This is a genomic window from Pseudoalteromonas sp. 11L1 (assembly GCF_055397545.1).
Map to the genome: position 1 here is coordinate 1,556,094 of NZ_AP041141.1, position 21,702 is coordinate 1,577,795.

At 40.4% G+C, this 21,702-nt stretch carries 24 protein-coding genes; 16 read left to right on the plus strand and 8 right to left on the minus strand.

Going from position 1 to position 21,702, the window contains the following annotated elements:
* Window positions 1-28: 28 nt before the first annotated feature.
* The 4 genes from ACZ5WS_RS07135 to ACZ5WS_RS07150 all read right to left on the minus strand — a co-directional run bounded on the left by ACZ5WS_RS07135 (window position 29) and on the right by ACZ5WS_RS07150 (window position 2,831).
* A complete protein-coding gene (locus ACZ5WS_RS07135; protein WP_138609329.1) occupies window positions 29-856 on the minus strand; it encodes a mechanosensitive ion channel family protein in 828 nt (275 codons plus the stop codon).
* A gap of 37 nt (window positions 857-893) precedes the next feature.
* The gene (locus ACZ5WS_RS07140) at window positions 894-1,622 is read right to left on the minus strand and encodes an LrgB family protein (RefSeq protein WP_178956455.1); all 729 of its coding nucleotides are present in this window, start codon (window positions 1,620-1,622) and stop codon (window positions 894-896) included.
* Window positions 1,615-1,968 carry a CidA/LrgA family protein gene (locus ACZ5WS_RS07145; protein ID WP_464711353.1) on the minus strand — a complete coding sequence of 118 codons (354 nt, stop codon included), beginning with the start codon at window positions 1,966-1,968 and terminating at the stop codon, window positions 1,615-1,617. Before ACZ5WS_RS07145 ends, ACZ5WS_RS07140 begins: the two co-directional genes overlap by 8 nt.
* A gap of 71 nt (window positions 1,969-2,039) precedes the next feature.
* On the minus strand, window positions 2,040-2,831 hold the full coding sequence (locus ACZ5WS_RS07150; RefSeq protein ID WP_198523573.1) for a crotonase/enoyl-CoA hydratase family protein: 792 nt from the start codon (window positions 2,829-2,831) through the stop codon (window positions 2,040-2,042).
* 288 nt (window positions 2,832-3,119) lie between these two features.
* On the opposite strand from ACZ5WS_RS07150, the gene ACZ5WS_RS07155 reads away from it, so the two are divergent.
* Genes ACZ5WS_RS07155 through ACZ5WS_RS07165 form a run of 3 tightly spaced genes read left to right on the plus strand, consistent with a single transcriptional unit; the run spans window position 3,120 to window position 4,812 of the window.
* Window positions 3,120-3,440: an HI1450 family dsDNA-mimic protein gene (locus ACZ5WS_RS07155; protein ID WP_013465646.1), complete on the plus strand. Its 321-nt coding sequence runs from the start codon at window positions 3,120-3,122 to the stop codon at window positions 3,438-3,440.
* A gap of 46 nt (window positions 3,441-3,486) precedes the next feature.
* Window positions 3,487-4,299 (plus strand): DUF481 domain-containing protein, encoded by an 813-nt coding sequence (locus tag ACZ5WS_RS07160; protein ID WP_464711488.1) that lies wholly within the window; start codon window positions 3,487-3,489, stop codon window positions 4,297-4,299.
* A gap of 27 nt (window positions 4,300-4,326) precedes the next feature.
* Window positions 4,327-4,812, plus strand: a complete 486-nt coding sequence (locus tag ACZ5WS_RS07165; RefSeq protein ID WP_198523572.1) for a hypothetical protein — start codon at window positions 4,327-4,329, stop codon at window positions 4,810-4,812.
* A 56-nt stretch (window positions 4,813-4,868) separates the two neighbouring features.
* On the opposite strand, the gene ACZ5WS_RS07170 is transcribed toward ACZ5WS_RS07165, so the two are convergent.
* Together ACZ5WS_RS07170 and ygfZ are read right to left on the minus strand one after the other, a co-directional pair.
* Window positions 4,869-5,354, minus strand: a complete 486-nt coding sequence (locus ACZ5WS_RS07170; protein WP_008111743.1) for an FKBP-type peptidyl-prolyl cis-trans isomerase — start codon at window positions 5,352-5,354, stop codon at window positions 4,869-4,871.
* An 11-nt stretch (window positions 5,355-5,365) separates the two neighbouring features.
* Entirely contained in the window at window positions 5,366-6,277 is a 912-nt protein-coding gene (gene ygfZ, locus ACZ5WS_RS07175; RefSeq protein WP_464711357.1) for a CAF17-like 4Fe-4S cluster assembly/insertion protein YgfZ, read from the minus strand.
* A 150-nt stretch (window positions 6,278-6,427) separates the two neighbouring features.
* Between ygfZ and ACZ5WS_RS07180 the strand changes: the two genes are divergently transcribed.
* Together ACZ5WS_RS07180 and ACZ5WS_RS07185 are read left to right on the plus strand one after the other, a co-directional pair.
* The gene (locus ACZ5WS_RS07180) at window positions 6,428-6,679 is read left to right on the plus strand and encodes an FAD assembly factor SdhE (protein WP_010387788.1); all 252 of its coding nucleotides are present in this window, start codon (window positions 6,428-6,430) and stop codon (window positions 6,677-6,679) included.
* Window positions 6,680-6,734: 55 nt separating this feature from the next.
* Window positions 6,735-7,091 (plus strand): hypothetical protein, encoded by a 357-nt coding sequence (locus tag ACZ5WS_RS07185; protein ID WP_178956868.1) that lies wholly within the window; start codon window positions 6,735-6,737, stop codon window positions 7,089-7,091.
* Here ACZ5WS_RS07185 and nadB read toward each other — a convergent pair.
* Window positions 7,066-8,676, minus strand: coding sequence for an L-aspartate oxidase (gene nadB, locus ACZ5WS_RS07190; protein WP_178956450.1), 1,611 nt, complete (start codon window positions 8,674-8,676; stop codon window positions 7,066-7,068). The two genes, ACZ5WS_RS07185 and nadB, sit on opposite strands and share 26 nt — an antisense overlap.
* A gap of 244 nt (window positions 8,677-8,920) precedes the next feature.
* Between nadB and rpoE the strand changes: the two genes are divergently transcribed.
* From rpoE to pdxJ, 10 genes are all read left to right on the plus strand, one after another.
* Window positions 8,921-9,502 carry an RNA polymerase sigma factor RpoE gene (rpoE, locus tag ACZ5WS_RS07195; RefSeq protein WP_010387792.1) on the plus strand — a complete coding sequence of 194 codons (582 nt, stop codon included), beginning with the start codon at window positions 8,921-8,923 and terminating at the stop codon, window positions 9,500-9,502.
* A gap of 1 nt (window position 9,503) precedes the next feature.
* Window positions 9,504-10,118 (plus strand): sigma-E factor negative regulatory protein, encoded by a 615-nt coding sequence (locus ACZ5WS_RS07200; RefSeq protein ID WP_178956449.1) that lies wholly within the window; start codon window positions 9,504-9,506, stop codon window positions 10,116-10,118.
* A 4-nt stretch (window positions 10,119-10,122) separates the two neighbouring features.
* Window positions 10,123-11,076 (plus strand): MucB/RseB C-terminal domain-containing protein, encoded by a 954-nt coding sequence (locus ACZ5WS_RS07205; protein WP_138608161.1) that lies wholly within the window; start codon window positions 10,123-10,125, stop codon window positions 11,074-11,076.
* Complete coding sequence (locus ACZ5WS_RS07210; RefSeq protein WP_138608159.1) at window positions 11,077-11,526, plus strand: SoxR reducing system RseC family protein; 450 nt, start codon at window positions 11,077-11,079, stop codon at window positions 11,524-11,526.
* A 121-nt stretch (window positions 11,527-11,647) separates the two neighbouring features.
* Window positions 11,648-13,435 (plus strand): translation elongation factor 4, encoded by a 1,788-nt coding sequence (gene lepA, locus ACZ5WS_RS07215; RefSeq protein WP_138608157.1) that lies wholly within the window; start codon window positions 11,648-11,650, stop codon window positions 13,433-13,435.
* An 18-nt stretch (window positions 13,436-13,453) separates the two neighbouring features.
* The gene (gene lepB / locus ACZ5WS_RS07220) at window positions 13,454-14,389 is read left to right on the plus strand and encodes a signal peptidase I (RefSeq protein ID WP_178956448.1); all 936 of its coding nucleotides are present in this window, start codon (window positions 13,454-13,456) and stop codon (window positions 14,387-14,389) included.
* 2 nt (window positions 14,390-14,391) lie between these two features.
* Window positions 14,392-15,069 carry a ribonuclease III gene (rnc, locus tag ACZ5WS_RS07225; RefSeq protein WP_008466504.1) on the plus strand — a complete coding sequence of 226 codons (678 nt, stop codon included), beginning with the start codon at window positions 14,392-14,394 and terminating at the stop codon, window positions 15,067-15,069.
* Window positions 15,059-15,991 (plus strand): GTPase Era, encoded by a 933-nt coding sequence (era, locus tag ACZ5WS_RS07230; RefSeq protein WP_138596050.1) that lies wholly within the window; start codon window positions 15,059-15,061, stop codon window positions 15,989-15,991. The genes rnc and era overlap by 11 nt, the downstream gene beginning before the upstream one ends.
* Window positions 15,992-16,011: 20 nt before the next feature.
* A complete protein-coding gene (recO, locus tag ACZ5WS_RS07235) occupies window positions 16,012-16,704 on the plus strand; it encodes a DNA repair protein RecO (RefSeq protein ID WP_138608154.1) in 693 nt (230 codons plus the stop codon).
* Between the two features lie 21 nt (window positions 16,705-16,725).
* On the plus strand, window positions 16,726-17,457 hold the full coding sequence (gene pdxJ / locus ACZ5WS_RS07240; protein WP_010387803.1) for a pyridoxine 5'-phosphate synthase: 732 nt from the start codon (window positions 16,726-16,728) through the stop codon (window positions 17,455-17,457).
* A gap of 28 nt (window positions 17,458-17,485) precedes the next feature.
* On the opposite strand, the gene barA is transcribed toward pdxJ, so the two are convergent.
* Entirely contained in the window at window positions 17,486-20,272 is a 2,787-nt protein-coding gene (gene barA / locus ACZ5WS_RS07245; protein ID WP_464711491.1) for a two-component sensor histidine kinase BarA, read from the minus strand.
* 102 nt (window positions 20,273-20,374) lie between these two features.
* On the opposite strand from barA, the gene rlmD reads away from it, so the two are divergent.
* Entirely contained in the window at window positions 20,375-21,700 is a 1,326-nt protein-coding gene (gene rlmD, locus ACZ5WS_RS07250; RefSeq protein ID WP_464711364.1) for a 23S rRNA (uracil(1939)-C(5))-methyltransferase RlmD, read from the plus strand.
* Window positions 21,701-21,702: the final 2 nt, after the last annotated feature.

Consider the following 21,702-nt stretch of genomic DNA (forward strand, 5'->3'; position numbering starts at 1 on the left):
GCTTTTTGCTTTAGTTATATTCGTAGTGCTAGTTATTTTTATTAAGTGTAACAATGCGCTGTGGAAACGGAATTTCTATATTGGCATTGTTAATTGCTTTATACACGCTGGCGTTAATAGCGAGCTTAGTTTCAATAATTTTAGTGGTAGGAACCCAGTATCGATAGCTAATAGTAACGCCGCTATCAGCAAAGCGTTCTATGCCAACTTGTGCATTGGGTTGTTTAGCAACCAGTTCGTGATTAGCTAATGCGTTTTCAATTAGGTTAATCGCGGTATCACTACAGGCACTGTAGGCTATGTCTATTTCACCTTTTACTAAGGAGTAGCTAAATGAGTTATGTAGGATTTCGCCAACGATATGCTTATTGGGAATGGTTATTTCTACTTTTTCTTCATTAATTAATACGGTGTGACCCAGCTCAATGAGTTTTACTTGGCCGCTAACGCCTTTTATTTCTATGGTATCGCCCACCACAAATGGCCGCGTGGCAATAATTGCAAGCCCGGCGCCATAATTAGAAAGCATGCCTTGTAATGCTAAGCCAGCACCTAAAGAAGCGGCACCTATTGCAGCAACAAACGGGGTAACACTAATGCCAATTTTACCAAGCGCAATTATGATCACCATAATGATCAGTAATACTTTAACGACATTACTAACAAAGTTGGTCAAGGTGATATCGACGTTATGTCGCGTCATCAAATTGGCAACACCTGCAGCGAGCTTTTTCGCTACCCACAGGCCAACCAGTAGAATAAAAATAGCGCCGACAATTTGCATACTGTAGGTAACTAAATATTCAGTAAGTAGGGCGTAGTACTTTTCAAATTGCTGAATTTCAGAACTGATCATGTCGACTCTATTTTAGCGATAGTGTTTTATCTGCTTATCATAACAAAGTGTTAACTAAAATTGGATACATTATTGGCACAATTACAGCAGTTAATAACGCACTCAATGCCATAGCCACCGATGAAAACGCCCCTATTTTTGGATGCTCGGCAATTGCAGCCGCGGTGCCTATAGCATGACACGCGGTACCGATTGCGATTCCTTGTGCCTCAAAGTTAAATATTTTAATTAGTTTTAATAATAAAATGCCAAATAAAGCGCCGAGTAAACCAATAAAAATTACCATGGCAGCGGCTAGCGAGCTGATCCCGCCAAGTGAATCGGTGACAAGTAATGCAATAGGTGTAGTAACGCTAAGTGCCGCAACTGATGCGCTCAGTTGCGAGGGGGCAGCAAATAAAACGCTTAATACAAAAGCTACCAGTGTGGCGTTAATAATACCAATACTGCAGGCAACTAAAATAAGTAAAAAGTTTTTACGTACGTGCATAAATTGTTGATATAGCGGCAAGGCCAAAGCGACTATGGCCGGCTCTAATAACCACGTTAACAACCGACTATGCGATGCAAATTGTGAATAGGGTAATTTAAGGTTAACGAGTAGTAAGGCAATAATGCCGATGCTTAAAAAAACGGGGTTGGTTAATGACTTTAAAATACTTTGATTGATTTTAAGATTAACAGCCCTTAGTGCAATAAAAAGGATAATAATAAATGGAATGGTTAACCAGCCAAGGCTAAAAATGGTGCTACTGAAATCAGTCATTATTAGTTCTGCCTTTAAAGTAACTTACTAGGCTTGCCACTAAAATTAAACTACTCAAGGGGACTAATAAAATAACGGCGGTTAAGAAAGGCCAATGGGTTTTTATAAGTGCTAAGTGTTCAATAAACCCAACGCCTGCAGGAATAAAGAAAATAGGCATTACATTTAAAATAGGCGAGGCACACGGGGTAAGATGCTGCTCTTTAACAATACCTGATAAAAGTAAAACCAGTAAAATAACCATTGCTAACAGTGGCGCAGGAAAACTGGCATCAATAAAGTGCATAATAAGTTTGCCCGCTGCCAAGCAAAGCAAAATGATAGCGCTACTTAAAAGGTATTTCATGGCGACGACTCAATAAAATAGAGGATTATCACTTTAACAAATAACGCTGTTTTGTGCATTGTGCCTTAGTATTACCAGCGTTTGGCGTTTGCAAACTCAATATCAGTTTTACCTTTTGCTTTAGCAATGGCTTTTTTAGTATTAGGGTTGATTAATAAGCGAATTTGACTCCATGTTTCTTTGGCGAGTATTTTTCGAGCAGAGGCTTTATAGCTTTGTTGAGTTACACGTTTTATTGCTGCTAATGTGTCAGGTGAACGCGCTTGTAATGTATCAAGCATTTCTTTAGTTGCTTTATCGGTATCGTCGGTTGTTTTTGTTACTAAACCGAGTTCAAAAGCATGTTGAGCACTAATGGGGTCAGCATGACTTGCTAGCCAAAGTGCTTGGTCGCGTTTAACTAAGCCCGCAAGCATAACATTAGCGCCCATGTCGGGGCATAATCCCCAGCGCGCTTCCATAATGGCGAGCTTGGCATCGTGATGAACAATTCGGTAATCAGCTCCAAGCGCTATTTGCAGGCCACCACCAAGACAGTTTCCGTTAATTTTAGCAATTACAGGCACACTCAATGACTGCCAGCCCAGTACGACTTTTTGCGCTAGGTTTTGATTACCAGGAAGCCATTTGAATAGGAGCTTTATGATATTGAATGGCGAGGCCATGACCGCGTTAATATCGAGCCCTGCACAAAAGTGTTCGCCCTCTCCGGTTAATACAACTGCACGAATACTGGCGTCTTTTTTTATATTTTTAATCACTTTGTTAAGCTCAACAAACATAGCAAAGCTTAAGGCATTTTGTTTTTCTACGCGATGTAATGTGACGGTAGCGATACCCTGTTTTTTTTCTAATTTTATCATTGTTCACTCCTCTGACCTGTTGTTTGAGCTTATGTTTTTATTGATGTTAAGTAAAGTGGGTGAAGGTGAATAAAAACAAACTGAATTTTTTAATACACGCGGGGCTAGCTATCTTTGATGGCTATTTAATCTTCCAAGGTCAACAGACCCGTGTGCTAACCAATTTAATAATATCTATAAGTATTAGGAATAAATAAAAAAGTCAGTAATTAACGTGTTTTTTTTATCAAAACCCTAGCAACTTTTGATATTATGATTGCCACTTAAAAGCTCAGAGGTTAACCATTCATGTCAGGTCCACGTTTATTTACGGTAGAAGAAGCAACTCATCAAGCTTATGATATTTTTTTAGAGCTGGCTCCCAATAATTTAAGCGACAAAGATGTTGAAGAATTTAACCTACACCGTGAAGAACTAGGCTTTATTGAAGAAGATGAGCCCGATGAACAGTGGCAAGACTTTGTTGCCCTAGAAATTGAACCTGAGCATTTTATTCAAGTATTAGTGGGCCTTGAGTTTGATAACGAAGACGTATTATTTGCGAAAATTTTAATTAGCCGTGATAAAGACGCGCCTTTTTGTCATATTTTGTGGAAAGAAAGTGAATAACCATCTCTTTGCTTTTTTGTTATTGCCATTTGCAAGAGAACGTATTTTGCGATACTCCTTTGTATTACTGCTTTTATTATTTAGCTGCTTTAGCTGGGCCGTTGATCCCTTTGAAGATTTTCATCAATATGGGGAACTCTCAGATGAAGAAATTCATGAGTTACACAAGGGCGAAGTACTGTATGGTGATACCGAATTTGGTTTTATTTTAAGTAAAGGTAACACTAATTCCACCAGTTTTAAGCTTAAAGGGAATCTTTATCAAGATTTTGAAAACTGGCGAAATCAATTCAAAATAGACTCCTTGTACAAACGTGATGAAAACGAAGAAACGGGCGAGTCGGATGTGACTGCTAATCGGGTTTTTGTTTCTGCACAAGGTAACTATAAAGTAGGGGTTAAAAACTCGTCGTTCTTTATTTACGGGGATTATGAGGAAGATCAATTTAGCGGTCTTGATTTTAAAAGTACGATAGCAACCGGTTATGGTGCACGTGTTTATCAAGGGGTTAAAAATAAAGTAGATATAGACATTGGCCCAGGTTTATATCGCTCAGTTGCTGATGATGAGTCAACAGCACTTGACGACGATAAAGACAAAATGGGTTATTTACTTCGTATTGCAATGCAGTGGGAGAGGTTGGTATCTAAGCGTACCCGATTTAATCAAGATATCAGTATAGAACAGTCTTTGTCTGGGCTTAACTCTCGGTTAAAGTCAGAAACGGCATTAATTAGCCAAGTGGTTGGCGCGGTATCGCTTAAGTTTGCTTATATGTATCGTTATAATTCTAAGCCTGAAGAAGATAAGCTTAAATACGATTCAGAGCTCAGTGCAACCTTAGTGTACAGTTTTTAATTTTTTAACTTTTTAATAGAGAGTGTTATGTATCAGCATAAGCAGTATGCGGTATTTATATTTGTAGTATTAGCGTGGATCAGCGGTTTTGTTGCGCTTGCATGGAACTTAATTGGTGCCGATGCCCCGTTAATCGTATTTGCTGGTATTTTAGTGCTGGTGGGCTTTTTGTTCCACGGTTTAACCATTAAAGTTGATGAAACCCATATTAGCTGGGCATTTGGCCCTGGTGTTGCTGGCCAAAAGTTAGCATTAGAAGACATAGTTGATGTAAAAGCAGTACAAAACTCATACCGCCATGGTATTGGTATTCGCATTACACACGATGGGTGGATTTATACGGTATCAGGTTTTAGTGCTGTGCAATTAACGCTTAAAGATGGCACCCAGTATCGCTTAGGCACGAATGACCAAGCAGGATTAGTTGCTGCGCTTAAAGATAAAATAACCCCTGTTGAAATGCCAGCAGCAGAGCCTCAAGCCAAATTACGGACACAAAATAATATGCTATAAAAAAAGCGCCTAAGGCGCTTTTTTTATAAACTTATAGCAATTTTACTCAGCGGGTTTTAGTGCTCGTGACCACAACCGCCTTCGCCATGTACGTGGCCATGCTCAAGCTCTTCGGCTGTTGCATCGCGTACTTCTAAAATTTCTACATCAAAGTTAAGTGTAATACCGGCAAGTGGGTTATTACCATCAACAATCACTTCTTCGTCTTGAATATCGATGATCATTACTGATTGGTCGCCGTCATCGGTGGTTGCACGAAATTGCATGCCCACTTCAATTTCCATACCTTCAAACATTGATTTTGGTACGGCTTGCATTAAGTGATCATGACGCTCACCGTAACCTTCTTCAGGCTCCACTTTTACGCTTAGTGTATCGCCAGCTTGCTTGCCTTGCAGCGCGTTTTCAAGCCCTGAGATCAGGTAGCCTGTACCAACGATAAAAATTAATGGCTCACCGCCAAATGAGTTATCAATGGTATTGCCGTCATTATCTAAAACAGAGTAATGCATTTTTACCACTTTATTTGCTGCAACGATCATAGTCATTCCTATTATTCATCTTCAAGAGAGTAAGGTAGAGGCAGAATGTTTAGCTCTACCGAAGGGGTGTGTTTTGCACGAAGAGTCTGATCGATATCAGTATCGTTTGGCAACACGACCAAACCAGTTAAAGTCTGTGTTTGTTCATTATAGCTTTGCGCAATAAGTTTACCTGCGCGGCGCCAGTTTTCACCTAATTGGGTTTCAATATCAGGCTCATCAAGTCGTCCTTCGCTTTGCCCAGAGACGATATACATGGCACGTTTGTTTTTGCCCAGATACTTCATACGTGCAACGGTTTCTTGGCCTGTGTAGCAACCCTTTTTAAAACTAATTCCGTTAATGGCTTGCAGGTTAACCATTTGCGGTACGTATTCATCAATCGCATCAACACTTAATTGCGGTTCACCAGCAAGTATAGATGCTTGCTGCCATAGCGCATCGTCATCGAGGGTCGACACATCGTCAGGTAGGCAAAATTGGCTATCAACCATCAGTAAAATGCGGTTTGATCCAAGCTTAAGAGCTTTACCGTGAGCGAAGTCACAAGCCGTGGCGTTATCGCTAAAGTGAATGTCGAGTTGTGTGAGTAAGCCTGTTAAGTTATCACCAAGTAAACCAATTAATCGCTCTGAGGCTTTATTAATTTCAACTTTTGCAAATACAGCATATTTTTTTAATTCAGCAAGAGAGCGTTCTACTTCTGCACTTGAGCCTGTTAAAAAGTAACTTTGTTGATAAGAAAATAACTTAAATACACCCCATAACTTACCTTTTGCACTACAGTGACCTGCCCACAAAAAGTTATCGTTGTTAAGTTTATTTAGATCTTGAGTGATTTGTCCGTGTAGGTACGATAATTTATCTGCGCCTGAGAGGCTAATAACCTGATGTGATAAAGGACATGCATAAACCTGAGACATAAACACCTTCTTTGCAATAACAAATGAGGCCACATAATAACGTAGTTAAAGCGTATGGTACAGCGACTAACAGACGATGTTTTTATAACTTAGTGCTGTTAAATTAACGCGTATTTGGTAAACTCGAGTTAATTAAATATGAGGTTTAAAATGGTTGAAATACATAGTAAAGCACGTATCCGTTGGGCTTGTCGCCGTGGCATGTTAGAGCTAGATGTTTTGTTTATGCCGTTTGTTGAAGAAGCTTATGACTCGTTAGATGCTAAACAGCAAGCGATTTTTCAGCGTCTATTAACCCAAGAAGACCCAGATTTATTCGCTTGGTTTATGGGCCATGAAGAATGTAAAGACGCAGAGCTAAACAGCATGGTTCAGCTAATTTTAGACCGAGTTCGTGTATAGATTTACCGTTACAGATAATAAAACAGACCACAAACCGATTGTGGTCTTTTTTTGTGTGCTGACTTTAGTGTTGTGCCTATTTATGAACTCGGTGGTGGCAACTCTTTTTTGTATTGCACTTAATACACTTGCTGGCATTATTGTTTGGCGAAAAATCGTGGCTGCTCAACCACAGCAAGGCATTATACTCTTAGAGCCGAATCAATTTCGTTTTGAAGGATCAGGCAGGCAAATTCAAGGGCTCATTAGTAACCAAAGCCGGTTACTTGGTCAGAGTGTGTGGCTGTATATTAATGGCTTTAGTAAAAACTATTGGCTGATTATCTCAGCCAATAGTGTTGATAAGCAAAGCTATGCGCGCTTGAAACGGGCAACGCTTGAAGCAATTAATTACGTAGAGGAGTCAAAATAGTGGGCGTTGGGTTCTCATTTTGCTCTGGATAATCAATAGTAAAGTGTAGTCCACGACTTTCTTTACGTTCCATAGCACTTCTAATTATAAGCTCGGCAACTTGTACTAAGTTACGTAACTCAAGTAAGTTATTGCTTACTCTAAAGTTTGCGTAATAATCGTGTATTTCCTGTTGTAGCAGTTCAACACGATGCAGCGCACGTTCAAGGCGTTTAGTTGAACGTACAATCCCAACATAATCCCACATAAATAATCGTAGCTCATGCCAGTTATGAGTGATGACAATTTCTTCATCTGAGTTAGATACACGGCTTTCATCCCAACTAGGTAAATCAGCCAGCGCGGGTGCAGTCTCTATTTTACTCAAAATGTCTTTTGCTGCTGCATGGGCAAATACAATGCACTCTAATAATGAGTTACTTGCCATGCGGTTAGCACCATGCAGGCCGGTATAAGCCACTTCACCCACAGCGTATAAATTTGCTAAATCCGTTTTGCCATTAAAGTCGGTCATTACGCCACCACAGGTATAATGCGCAGCAGGAACAACCGGAATTGCCTCTTTGGTTATATCAAGCCCTACGCTCAAGCATTTAGCGTAAATAGTAGGGAAGTGTTCAATAATAAAATCTTTGTCTTTATGGCTAATATCTAAATATAAGCAATTTGCGCCAAGGCGTTTCATTTCAAAGTCGATAGCGCGCGCTACAATATCGCGCGGAGCGAGTTCTTCTCGTTCATCAAACTCTTTCATAAAGCGAGTGCCATCAGGGCGTTTTAAATAGGCCCCTTCACCACGCATTGCTTCGGTAATTAAAAAGTTTTGTAATTCCGGGTGGTAAAGACTGGTTGGATGAAATTGATTAAATTCCATATTAGCAACGCGACACCCTGCACGCCATGCCATTGCTATGCCATCACCGCTAGAAACATCAGGGTTAGAGGTGTAAAGGTACACTTTACTTGCGCCACCCGTTGCTAGGGCAACAAATTTTGCGCCAATGGTTTCTACTTTTTTGGCCTTTTTATTCCACACATGCATACCGTGAACATGTGACCCCGTTTTACCGATATTTTTATCAGTAATTAAATCAATCGCATTGTAATGCTCTAACAAGGTGATATTGCTGTGCGCTTGAACTTGGCTAATCAGCGTTGTTTGCACTGCTTTGCCAGTGGCATCGGCAGCATGCAAAATGCGTCGATGGCTATGACCCCCTTCACGGGTTAAATGAAAGCGCTCTTTACCTTTACTATCAAATTCCATATCAAAAGGCACGCCTTGGTCAATCAACCATTGTAGGCAGTCATGCGCATTACTGGCAGTGTAATGAACAGCTTCTCTGTCACACAAACCGCCACCTGCATCTAAGGTATCTTCAACGTGAGACTCTATACTGTCATTTTTTTTATCAAAAACAGCGGCAATTCCGCCTTGGGCGTAAAGAGTAGAACCTTCGGTTAATTCACCTTTACTGATCACGGTAACGTTACAGTAATTAGCCAAAGATAAAGCAAGTGATAAGCCTGCTGCGCCGCTACCAATAATAGCGACATCGGTAATGTGATGTTTATTTTGGTTCATCTGTGAGGTACTTTGCGGTTACAATGCTCAGATAGAGCAATATTTATTTTTAATACTTACAGTTGTACCATATTTGTTGAACTACTACTAAGTGGTTTTAGCGTATAAACGCGTAATTTGTAGCTATTTTATAAAAAAACAATATGAGTCAGAACTTTTTATTCATCTAGGGGTCAGAGTAGGTGTGAACAATGGCGACACTATGAATAATAAGCAAGAATCAATCAGAGGAGTACCGGCTCGAATGAGCGAGCAGGAATTAGATTTAGCGTTAGTGAAAAGGGTCCAGCAGGGAGATAAAAACGCCTTTAACCTATTAGTTAAGAAGTATCAGAACAAAATAGCCGGTTTGATCTCTCGTTATGTATCAAATCAAGGTGACATTGCTGATGTAGCACAAGAAGCGTTTATTAAAGCGTATCGTGCCCTTCCAAACTTTCGTGGTGATAGTGCTTTTTATACTTGGCTTTACCGTATCGCCGTTAATTGTGCTAAAAATTATTTAGTGGCTCAAGGGCGTAAACCGCCAGCAAATGATATAGATGCTGACGATGCCGAGTTTTATGAAGGTGCAGATTCAATGCGTTCTAACGCGTCACCTGAAAATTTACTATTAAGCGAAGAAGTCCGCGCTGTTATTTTTAATACGATTGATAGTTTGCCTGAAGATCTTAAAACCGCGATTACTCTTAGAGAAATTGAGGGTATGAGCTATGAAGAAATAGCCGTAGTTATGGATTGCCCAGTCGGGACGGTACGTTCGCGTATTTTTCGTGCCCGTGAAGCAATTGATAATAAATTAAACCCATTGATAGGCGAGTCTTAGTATGACAAAAGCACACGTTAACCGCTTAGATAACGAATCGTTATCAGCATTACTTGACGGTGAACAAACATTAAAGGATGCAACTATTGCATCGGATGATGTAGCTACGTTTGGCCGTTACGCGTTAATTGGTGATGCAATGCGAGCTAAAGAAAATAACAATAATATGGACTTTGATATTAGCGAACGCATTTCGTTAGCACTTGAGAGCGAGCCCGTTTATGCAGACTTTAGTCAGTCTGACAATGTGGCTACCGCTTCTAATACCGAAACAGATAATAAAGTAGTGGCGTTTAATTGGCGTAAACCGGTTGCTCAATTAGCAATTGCTGCGAGCGTAGCAATGTTTACTATCGTTGGCGTGAACACCTTACCGCAAGGTGAAGATGCTGTGCAAAACGAAATTCCTTTATTGCAAACCACGCCGTTAACCGGCATGGCGTCGCCTGTAAGCTACTCATCAGCACCTGCACTTGATAACGCAGAGCAAGGTTTACGAGAGCTTCAGCAGCAACGCATTGGCGCATTAGTACTTGAACATCAACGTCAAGCGCGAGTGGCTCATTCGTTAAAAACAGCTAAAACAGATGAAACATCCCCAGAGGAAAAAAACTAATTAGATGAAAGTAATTACTTTTATTATGTCATTGGTGCTGAGTTTTAATACTTTTGCCAATGACACAAACCCTGCTAAAGATTTACTGCTTGAAATGGCCAGTGCAGTTCACACTCGTAATTTCGACGCCTCTTTTGTTGTTGTTAAGGGTAAAAGTATGGAGCCCTACCGCTGGGTGCATGCTAAACAAGGTGATATAGAGCTAGAGCATTTAAGTTTGCTTAATGGTGCAGGCCTTGAAATGATCCGCATTGACGATCAAGTTACCTACTTTGAGCCACAATCAGAACCTTACTCGTTAACAACTGACTCGATTGCAGGCCCCATCCCAGAAGTCTTATTTAAAGATATTAACCGCTTAAGTGCGCATTATGATTTTGTGCTTGGTGGTAAAGGCCGTATTGCGGGGCGTCCTGCTCAGCTGGTTCGAATTGAATCTAAAAACGATGACAAATATAACTATTGGATTTGGATTGATACTGAGTCGTCTTTATTGTTGAAAGCCGCCTATGTGAATCACCAAGGCGAAGCGCTAGAGCAATTACAACTTACCCACATTAGCGTAACTGAGCAACCGGCAAGCTTATTATTAGAAGTACTTAATCGTAATTTTCCAACACCATTACCCGCTAATTCAATTGATGAACAAAGCAAAGCAAATGCTATGAATTGGACTATTGGATGGCTACCTGAAGGGTTTGAATTACTCAAGTCCGATAGACATAAGCTCGACTTAAACAATGAATTAACAGATTACTATTTATTCTCTGATGGATTTGTTGAGGTCTCAGTATTTATACAACGGCCACTACCAGGTAAGCGTTTAAGCGGAGCTCTGACCTCAGGAGCCACCACTATTTATGTGCACAACGGCGGAAATTTTGATGTGTCTGTGGTGGGGAATATACCAACCATGAGCGCCAAAGCGATTGCTGAGTCTGTTTCACGGGCGTTATAAATGATAGAACAAACGTTAACCGTCGTGGCCCTTAGTGGCCACGTTGCGCATTTAGAAGCCCAACAAAAACAGGCATGTGAAGGCTGTAATGGACGTTGTGGCTCTCAAGTGTTTAGTAAGTTATTTGGTACTGCCAAAAAAACCTTGCCCTACAAATTTGAAACGCAATTAGAGGTGGGGCAAAAAGTGACCTTGTCACTGGATGATAGCCATGTTGTAAAACATGCCTTTGCCGTTTACATGCTGCCCTTATTTTTAAGTTTAATATTCGCCTTATTGGCTAGTGAATTAATACAATTAGCCGAAGGCTGGCAAATTTTAGCTGCGATATTAGGTGGCATCACCGGCTTCTTAATTGCTAAAACATGGGTGAAATCACTTAGACATGAGATTAAAGTGATAAAAATTCATCCAATTAGCCTTCCTTTAACTCAAATAGATGGTGATTGACGCCAATTAAATGTAAAATTGCGTTTTTATGCCACAGTAACTTGAAAATGCACAGCAAGTATTTTCAAGTTATTTAGGCATGCGACCTTAGTCCTTAAAATAGAAGTTTAGAATCCAGTTTATGAAGCATATCCGTAATTTTTCGATCATCGCCCACATTGACCATGGTAAATCGACCCTTTCTGACCGTTTGATCCAAGTTTGTGGTGGTTTAACCGACCGTGAAATGCAGAAGCAGGTTCTGGATTCAATGGATATTGAACGTGAACGTGGCATTACCATCAAGGCGCAAAGTGTAACGTTAAACTACAAGGCAAACGATGGTGAAACCTACCAGCTCAACTTTATCGACACTCCTGGTCATGTTGACTTTACTTATGAAGTATCACGCTCACTAGCTGCGTGTGAAGGCGCATTATTGGTTGTTGATGCTGGCCAAGGTGTTGAAGCACAAACATTAGCTAACTGTTATACCGCCATCGAAATGGACTTAGAAGTTATACCGGTTCTAAATAAAATTGATTTACCGCAAGCTGACCCATTACGTGTAGCCGAAGAAATTGAAGACATCATTGGTATTGATGCCCTTGATGCCGTGCAATGTAGTGCTAAAACAGGTGTGGGTATTGCCGAAGTACTTGAAATGATCGTTAAAGATGTACCGCCACCCGTTGGTGAAAAAGACGAGCCATTACAAGCGCTAATTATCGATTCTTGGTTTGACCCGTACCAAGGCGTTGTATCGCTAGTGCGTATCAAACATGGCGAACTTCGCGCGGGCGACAAAATTAAAATCATGTCAAACGAGAACGTACATACCGCAGATCATGTGGGGATTTTTACGCCTAAACAAACTAACACCGGTATTTTACGTACCGGTGAAGTAGGGTTTGTTATTGCAGGTATTAAAGAAATACACGGTGCACCGGTGGGCGATACCATTACTCATCAAAAAAATGCGGCACCAGAGCGCTTACCAGGTTTTCAAAAAATTAAACCACAAGTTTATGCGGGTATGTTCCCAATTGCGTCGGATGATTACGAGTCATTCCGCGATGCACTTAACAAACTAAGCTTAAACGATGCGTCGTTATTCTTTGAACCAGAAAACTCAACCGCGTTAGGGTTTGGTTTCCGTTGTGGCTTCTTAGGTATGCTGCACATGGAAATTATTCAAGAGCGTTTAGAGCGTGAATACGACATTGATTTAATCACCACAGCACCAACGGTTATTTATGAGGTAGTGACTAAAGAGGGCACTACACAAATAGATAACCCGTCTGACCTACCAGCGGTAAACGATATTTTAGAAATACGTGAGCCAGTAGTAGAAGCTAATATTTTAGTACCGCAAGAGTACTTAGGTAGCGTAATCACTTTATGTGTTGATAAGCGCGGTATGCAAACTAAAATGAGCTACCATGGTAAGCAAGTTGCAGTAACGTACGAACTGCCAATGGCTGAAGTGGTAATGGATTTCTTTGATAAGTTAAAATCAACCAGTCGTGGCTTTGCGTCGCTTGATTATAACTTTAAGCACTTCCAAACCTCAGACATGGTTCGTGTAGATATACTCATCAATAGCGAGCGTGTTGATGCTCTTGCTATTATTGTACACCGCGATAGCGCGCAGTCTCGTGGTCGTCAGCTTGCTGATGCGCTAAAAGAGCTTATACCACGTCAAATGTTTGATATTGCGATTCAAGCAGCAATTGGTCAGCATGTAATCGCGCGCACAACCGTGAAGCAGCTTCGTAAAAACGTAATCGCGAAGTGTTACGGTGGTGACGTGAGTCGTAAGAAAAAATTACTTCAAAAACAAAAAGATGGTAAAAAGCGAATGAAGCAACTTGGTAACGTTGAAGTGCCTCAAGAAGCGTTCTTAGCCATTTTAAAAGTTGGTAAATAAAAAATAAAGGGATAATAAATGGCTGGCTACTTTTCAGTTTTATTGGTGTTATTAACCTTAGGCTCAGGCCTAATATGGTTAATAGATCACTTAATGTTTGCCCCTAAAAGGCAAGAACGTTTGGCACTTGCACAGACTTCTGCCGGTGGCCAACTTGATGAAGAAACCGCAGCATTGATTGCGCCTGAGCCAGTCATTACTGAAACAGCAAAGTCGATTTTTCCGATGATTGCTGCTATCACTATTTTTAGATCGTTTATTTTTGAGCCGTTTCAGATCCCATCGGGTTCGATGATGCCAACCTTATTAGTAGGCGATTTTATTTTAGTGCAAAAGTATTCTTATGGAATTAAAGACCCAGTATGGCGCAGCCAGTTAGTGGATGTGAGCGAACCAGAGCGTGGCGATATTGTTGTTTTTAAATACCCATTAGATGAAAGAGTTGATTATATTAAACGCGCTATAGGCTTACCAGGCGATAAAATTGTTTACCGCGATAAGCGTTTGTATATTCAACCAAAATGTGGAGAAGGCGAAGTTCAAAAAGGCGCGCTTCTTTGCAACGAATTCAATAAAATTGATTTTAAATTAATTAATGATGATGAATTTATGCAAGGCCCAATGGCTTTAGCGCGTTTAAATGAAGATTTAACGACCTCTAGCCATGATATTTTAATCAACCCAAAATCGCCTGAACGTAAAGGGCGTTACTACCAGCAATTGGGCACTCCTGCAGATGAATGGGTGGTGCCTGCTGATCATTACTTTATGATGGGTGACAATCGCGATAACAGCCAAGATAGTCGCTTTTGGGGCTTTGTACCAAAAGAAAACTTGGTGGGTAAAGCTGTCTTTATATGGATGAGTTTTGAATTTGATAATGGCCCAGATGACATTTTACCAGGATGGGTTCCAACTGGTGTTCGTTTTGAACGCCTAGGTAATATTCAGTAACAATGAAAAAAAATGTAACAGAGTTATACAAAAGAATTGGCTACACATTTGCTGATCAAGGCCTACTTGAGCAAGCAATGACGCACCGCAGCCACAAAGGTCAACACAACGAGCGACTCGAATTTTTGGGCGACTCGATTTTGAGCTTTGTAATTGCCAATGCCTTGTACGCTAAATTTCCTAAAGCACGTGAAGGCGATTTAAGCCGCATGCGTTCGACTTTAGTTCGCGGCCAGACGTTAGCTGAATTTGGCCTTGAGTTTGAGCTAGGTGATTACCTGCGTTTAGGCCCTGGCGAGCTAAAAAGTGGCGGGTTTAGACGCGAGTCGACCCTAGCAGATGCAGTGGAAGCTATAATTGGCGCTGTATTTTTAGATTCAGACATTGATCGTTGCGGAGAGCTTATTTTAGCGTGGTATGAATCACGTTTAGATGCTATTTCACCAGGGCTTAACCAAAAAGATCCTAAGACCCTGCTGCAAGAGTATTTGCAAGCTCGTAAGCTATCATTACCTGGCTATACTGTAGTAGACACTAAAGGTCAGGCACACAATCAAACATTCACGGTTGAATGTATCGTTGATGGAATGGATAGCATTATTTCTGTTGGCAGCTCAAGGCGTAAAGCCGAACAAAAAGCGGCCGAAAAAGCATTGAAGATACTTAAAAATGAATCTTGATACCTTAATACAGCCTCATGAAGGCGAAATAGACACATTTTGTGGCATGGTTGCGATTGTTGGCCGTCCTAATGTGGGTAAATCAACCTTGCTTAATGAGATTATTGAGCAAAAAGTCAGTATTACCTCACGTAAGCCACAAACCACGCGCCATCGTATTATGGGTATTCATACCGAGGGTAAACACCAAGCGGTGTACGTAGATACCCCAGGTCTGCATGTTGAAGAAAAGCGCGCCATTAACCGTTTAATGAACCGCGCAGCGTCGAGCTCAATTGGCGATGTTGAACTGATTATTTTTGTTGTTGAAGGCACCCATTGGAATGCCGATGACGAGATGGTACTAAACAAAGTGAGCCAAAGTGGCAAGCCGGTATTGTTAGTTATTAACAAAATTGACCAAGTGAAAGATCGTGACCTTGTACTGCCACACATGAAATTCTTAGGCGATAAGTTTGACTTTATAGGCATTATGCCTGTCTCTGCGACTCAGGGTAAAAACATTAACCTGATCAAAGAAGAAGTAACTAAACGTTTACCGCCGTGCGAATTTTATTTTCCGGATGACTACGTTACCGACCGCTCAATGCGCTTTATGGCTGCTGAAGTGATCCGTGAAAAGCTTATGCGCTTTATGGGTGAGGAACTACCTTACTCAGTGACTGTGGAAATAGAACAGTTTAAATGGCAAGAAAACGGCGTTTGGCACATCAATGGCCTTATTTTGGTTGAGCGTGAAACGCAAAAGCGCATGGTTATCGGTAACAAAGGCGAAAAGCTAAAAGTGATCGGCCGTGAAGCGCGTAAAGACCTAGAAGAAATGCTTGAAAATAAAGTATTTTTAGAACTATGGGTTAAAGTAAAATCGGGCTGGGCTGACGATGAACGTGCCTTAAGAAGCTTAGGCTACGGTGAAGATTAATAAGTATCGAATAGCCTAATATGGACAGCGACTTTTACAAAGCCTATTTATTACATCGACGTCCTTATAGTGACTCGCAAGTAATGTTAGATATGCTGGTAGAAGGCGTTGGCCAGCTTAGAATGCTCGCTCGAGTTAGTGGCCGCCAGGCCACTAAACATAAAGCTCAATTGCAACCATTTCAATCCTTACTCGTCCATTACAATGGCAAATACGATTTAAAATATATTAATAAATTTGAGCTCTACGGCAACCCGTTATTTCTAACTGGTGATAAGCTTTATTGTGGCTTTTATTTAAATGAGCTAACTAATCGCATTGTGCCGATTAATGAGCCCATTGATCAAGTTTTTCAACTTTATAATACACACCTAGAAAATCTTAATAGTGGTACTGACATGCAAGCAGTGCTGCGCTCTTATGAATTTCAATTATTAGAGCTGCTAGGGTATGGAGTCGATTTTAGTTTTGATGCGGACGGTGAGCCAATTGACGAGGCACAAACGTATAGTTACTTCGCAGAAGTAGGGTTTTCAGTGCAACATGACACGCGTTCTGGATTTACCGGTTCACAACTTAATGCCATAGCAAATCATGACTTTAGCCAAGCGGATGTGTTATATATGGCAAAGCAATTAAGTCGTTATTTATTAAAGCCATTATTGGGCAATAAGCCATTAAAAAGTCGTGAGTTATTTATTAGCTCTCAATAAACAAATTTCACAGGTACAAACATGAAAGATATTCTTCTAGGCGTGAATGTAGATCATATTGCAACGCTTCGCCAAGCTCGAGGTACTTCTTACCCTGATCCAGCCCATGCAGCCAGTGTTGCAGAGCATGCCGGTGCTGATGGTATTACGATTCATTTACGCGAAGACCGCAGACACATTCAAGACCGCGATGTGTATGTGATGGCTAAAACCATTCAAACACGCATGAACCTTGAAACCGCAGTAACCGATGAAATGATTGCGATTGCACTTGAGGTTAAACCTGAATATGTATGCTTAGTACCTGAAAAACGTGAAGAGCTTACTACCGAAGGCGGCTTAGATGTAGCGGGTAATATTGATAAAATAGCCGCAGCGACTAAAACTCTAACGCAAGCCGGTATTAAAGTGTCATTGTTTATAGATGCCGATAAAGCGCAGTTAGACGCGGCAAAAGCCTGTGGTGCGCCTTATGTTGAAATTCATACCGGAGCCTATGCCGATGCCACCAACGATGAAGATACAGCAAAAGAGCTTGAACACATCCGCCAAGGCGTTAAGTATGCAGCGAGTATTGGCTTAATTGTTAATGCCGGCCATGGTTTGCACTACCACAACGTGAAGCCAATTGCAGCGATGCCAGAGATTTACGAGCTTAATATTGGTCACGCTATTATTGCCCGTGCAGCGATTGATGGCTTAGATAAAGCGGTGCGTGATATGAAACGCTTAATGCTTGAAGCCCGCGCTTAGAATTGTAAATAACAATAGACAAGACGAGCTACAGCTCGTCTTTTTTATTGTTGTTATCAATGTTGGCATCAACAAGTAAGTTTTCCAGCTCGTCTTGAAGTTCAAACAGTTCGGGCTCTATATTATCAAGTACGCACTCATTTTTTAGTGACGTTTCGATCGTTTCCGCCAATGTTTTTAATTTTGGTACACCAGTATAGCAACACGCTCCATGAAATTTATGGATCACGCTGAGTACTTGAGGGCAGTCATTGCTGACTATTGCTTGATTTAATAAGTTTAGGGTTTCGGGCACGCTTAATAACAGCATGTTGAGCATTTCATTGGCTAACTCAGGTTTACCGCCAGCACGTTGCAGCGCCAACGCCCAATCAAGCCGAGTGCTATTAAAAGGCGCTGTGCTATGTTCAAATGTGCTTTTTGACTTATCACGGCTTACAGGTAACTGCGGGCTATGATCGCAAATAATTTGATTGAGCATATCTTCGTCAATTGGCTTGGTTAAATAGCCTTCAAAACCATCTTTTAATAATTGTTCTTTTTCACTATTGAGTGCATGCGCAGTTACGGCAATAATAGGTGTATCTTCATTTAAAGATGACTCTTTAATGAGTTTACAGGCTGTAATGCCATCCATTATCGGCATTTGAATATCCATAAAAATCACATCATATTTATGACTTTTACTTAGGCTATAAGCTTGTGAACCATTATGGGCAGTATCAATCAATTCCACCTGTTCGTTTAGTAGGGTGTATATTAATTTTAAATTAGCGTCGTTATCATCTACCACTAATACTTTTAATGGCAGTAGAGTTTGTTCATGCTGATCTATGTTATGCGCCGGGTGATCAAGTCGATAGGGTGCGGCTAATAACTCACATAATTTACGATGGTTGAGCGGTTTACTTAAACAGGCATCTGCACCGCTGCCTATAAAAGCTTCACGCATATTGTGCGATACAGTATTAAGCATTAAATATAAATAATCGGTTGATTCTCTAACCGCTTTTACATAGCTTTTTAAGCGCTGCATATCATCAACCGATGCCATGTGACCAATAAGGCATATATCAAAATTAATCTCTGATTTCTCGATACACTCTAAAAATTCACTTTCGCTATGACATCGAGTGACGCTAATTTTCCACTCTTGTAATAATGAAACAACGGCATGATGAGTATGCTTATGTGGCTCTAGGTAAAGCACACGTTTACCAATTAATGATTGGGTAGGCAAATCATTGATAAATACATGATTTGGTAATCTAAATACGCCATTAAAGGTAAAGCATGTGCCACTGCCTGGAGCTGAATTTAAAGTAATACGGCCATTCATTGCTTCAACAATATGTTTAGTAATAATAAGCCCTAAGCCAGTGCCACCAAATTTACGGGTAATACTAGAGTCGGCTTGGCCAAAGGCGGTAAATAACGCGTCTTGTTTATCGGCAGGAATACCCACCCCGGTGTCAGCAACTGACACTAAAATGGAAGTTTGCTCCTCATCTAATAAACGATGGCTAATATCGACTTTAATAGCGCCTTTTTCAGTAAATTTTATCGCGTTACTTAACAAGTTAATAAGCACTTGTTTAAATCGAGTGGGGTCGCCGGTTAAGTGATCGGGCACCTGAGGATTTATATAAATAGAAAGCTCAAGTTGTTTGTCGTGAGCGCTAGGTGCCAGTAATGTCATCACTTCGTTTACGCTATCGCGTAATTGAAATTGAATTGACTCTAGCTCCATAGCACCCGCTTCTAATTTGGAGAAGTCCAATATATCGCTAATAATGGTCAGTAAGCTGTTTGCTGAAAGCTCAATGGTATCAAGGTAATCTTTTTGGTTTTTATTTAGCGGTGTTTTATAAAGCTGGCGAGTAAAGCCAATAACCCCATTAAGTGGTGTGCGTAATTCATGACTCATTTTTGCTAAAAAGTCAGACTTAACGCGGTTAGCATCTTGGGCTTCTTTTTTAGCCATAGTGAGCTGTATATTTTGTGTTTCGTATTGCTCAAGCGTTTCGCGGTAATCACTCGTTGCTTGATCAATATTTTTTTGCATTTCATCTTTTTGCATCACCATAGAGTGGGATATGGTATTGAGTCCTTCACGCAATAGTTCAAACTCACCATTCATGGGCTCAGTTAAGCCTGTTTGTCTTTTACCTTCAATTAACCTGTCGGTAGCAAGTACTAACTTATTTAGCGGTGTCATAAACATACGGCTAAGTTTTAGTGCTAAAATAGCAGCTAATACTAAGGCGAGAATAATAATAATACCGCTGACTAATAATGCGCGTTGCTGGCCAATAACAGCTTTGTCGCGATTAAGTTGGATCACCACGGTACCTAATGTGGTCTGAAACTCAGAAGTATTCCAGTCGCTATTGGGTGTTGTATGGTTAATGATAGGGGTAAAAAAAGTCACTAACTCTTCAGTTTGCTGAACATGTGTGGCTTTAAAACTGTCAATTTGCGTTTGCTCAATTAAGGTATCGAACGAGCGATGATAATTACTGGTTATAATAAGTTGGTTGTTATCATTAAAAATAGCAATTGATTTGACCGCTGGTGAGTGTTTGTTATGTGTATAACGAATAACACGGTTAAGTAGTTTTTTATTTTTTTCCAGTAAAGGTTGTTCAAGAGCAATCGCTAAAGGCTCAGAAATTGTTGTGCCTTGTTGATATAAAATTTCATCAAGCTCAATGTAACGATTTATTGTAAAATAACCACCTAGTAATAGCCCAATGATCACTGTGGGGATCAGGGTGAGTGTTAAAACAGAATCGCGCAAGCCTAGTTTGGTCATAATCTGAGCATTATTATCATTTTTATTAAATGTGAGTATATACATACTCATAGCTATTCTCAAAGTAGAGACGTAATTCATCAACCTTTAAGGTAATGCCTCATGGCACAAATATTTAAAGCAAAGAAAAAACCACTACAACAGCAATCGCTTGAACTCGATATTACAGCAATGGATCACCATGGCCGTGGTATTGCTAAGTACAATAATAAAGTGTGTTTTGTTAGTGGAGCATTACCTGGGGAGCGAGTAAAAGCTAAGTTAGTTGATGATAAAGCACGTTACAGCCAAGCTGATACGCTTAAAATAATTAAAGCCAGTGAATATCGCACAGTTCCTATTTGCGAGCATTACAGCCAGTGTGGAGGTTGCCAGCTACAGCATTTAGATGCCACACAGCAGGTAATTGAAAAGCAAGCAGCGGTGAATCAATTATTTGCCAAGTTTGCAAAATTAACCGATTTAAACTGGCAAGCTCCGCTGCTAAGCCAAGCAACTCATTATCGACGCAGTGCTCGGATTGCTGTTATGTTCGACAAGGCTGCAAAAAAAATGCGGGTAGGCTACAGAGCAAATGCTTCTAAAAGTATTGTTAGTATTAATCAGTGCCCAGTTTTAAGTGATGTATTTGCCGATGTATTTAATGTATTTGATAAAATCATTAATCAAAACAAGACGCTGCATAGTATTAGTCATTTACAGTTATGTGCCGCTGATGAACAATATTTTATTGTTATCCGCCATACCAAAGCGATTTCACCCCATGATAAGGCGTTTGTTGAGCAAAGTGTAATAGCTCATAATTGGCAATTAGTGTGGCAAAGTGACAGTGATACTATTGATCATTCACATTTAGCTATGCCATTTTATAAACTTGAGCAGTTAAATATAACGTTTGAATTTGGGCTCAGTAACTTTATTCAGGTTAACGCGAGTGTAAATCAAGCGATGCTGCTTCAAGCTGCAAACTGGTTAGCACTTCAAGGTGATGAAAATGTTCTGGATTTATTTTGTGGTATTGGTAACTTCTCTTTAGTGCTAGCCAAACAAGCTAAAACAGTAACAGGAATTGAGGGCGTAACTTCGGCGGTTGCATTAGCAACACAAAATGCGCACACTAACTCTATTACTAATACCCAGTTTCATTGTTTTGATTTAACCACGAGCATTAAAAAAGCGCCGTGGTTTAATAAAGAATTAGATGTTTTAGTGCTTGACCCTTCACGCACTGGTGCGATGGCAGTTTTAGAGCAGCTTCCATTAACGCAGTTTAAAGCGATTTTATACGTTTCTTGCGACCCTGTTACTTTAGCCCGTGACAGCGCTATTATTTCGCAAGCCGGTTTTGAGCTGAATAAAATAGGGCTAATGAATATGTTTCCTCACACGGGGCATATCGAAACTATGGCGTTATTTCAACGGAGGTAAAG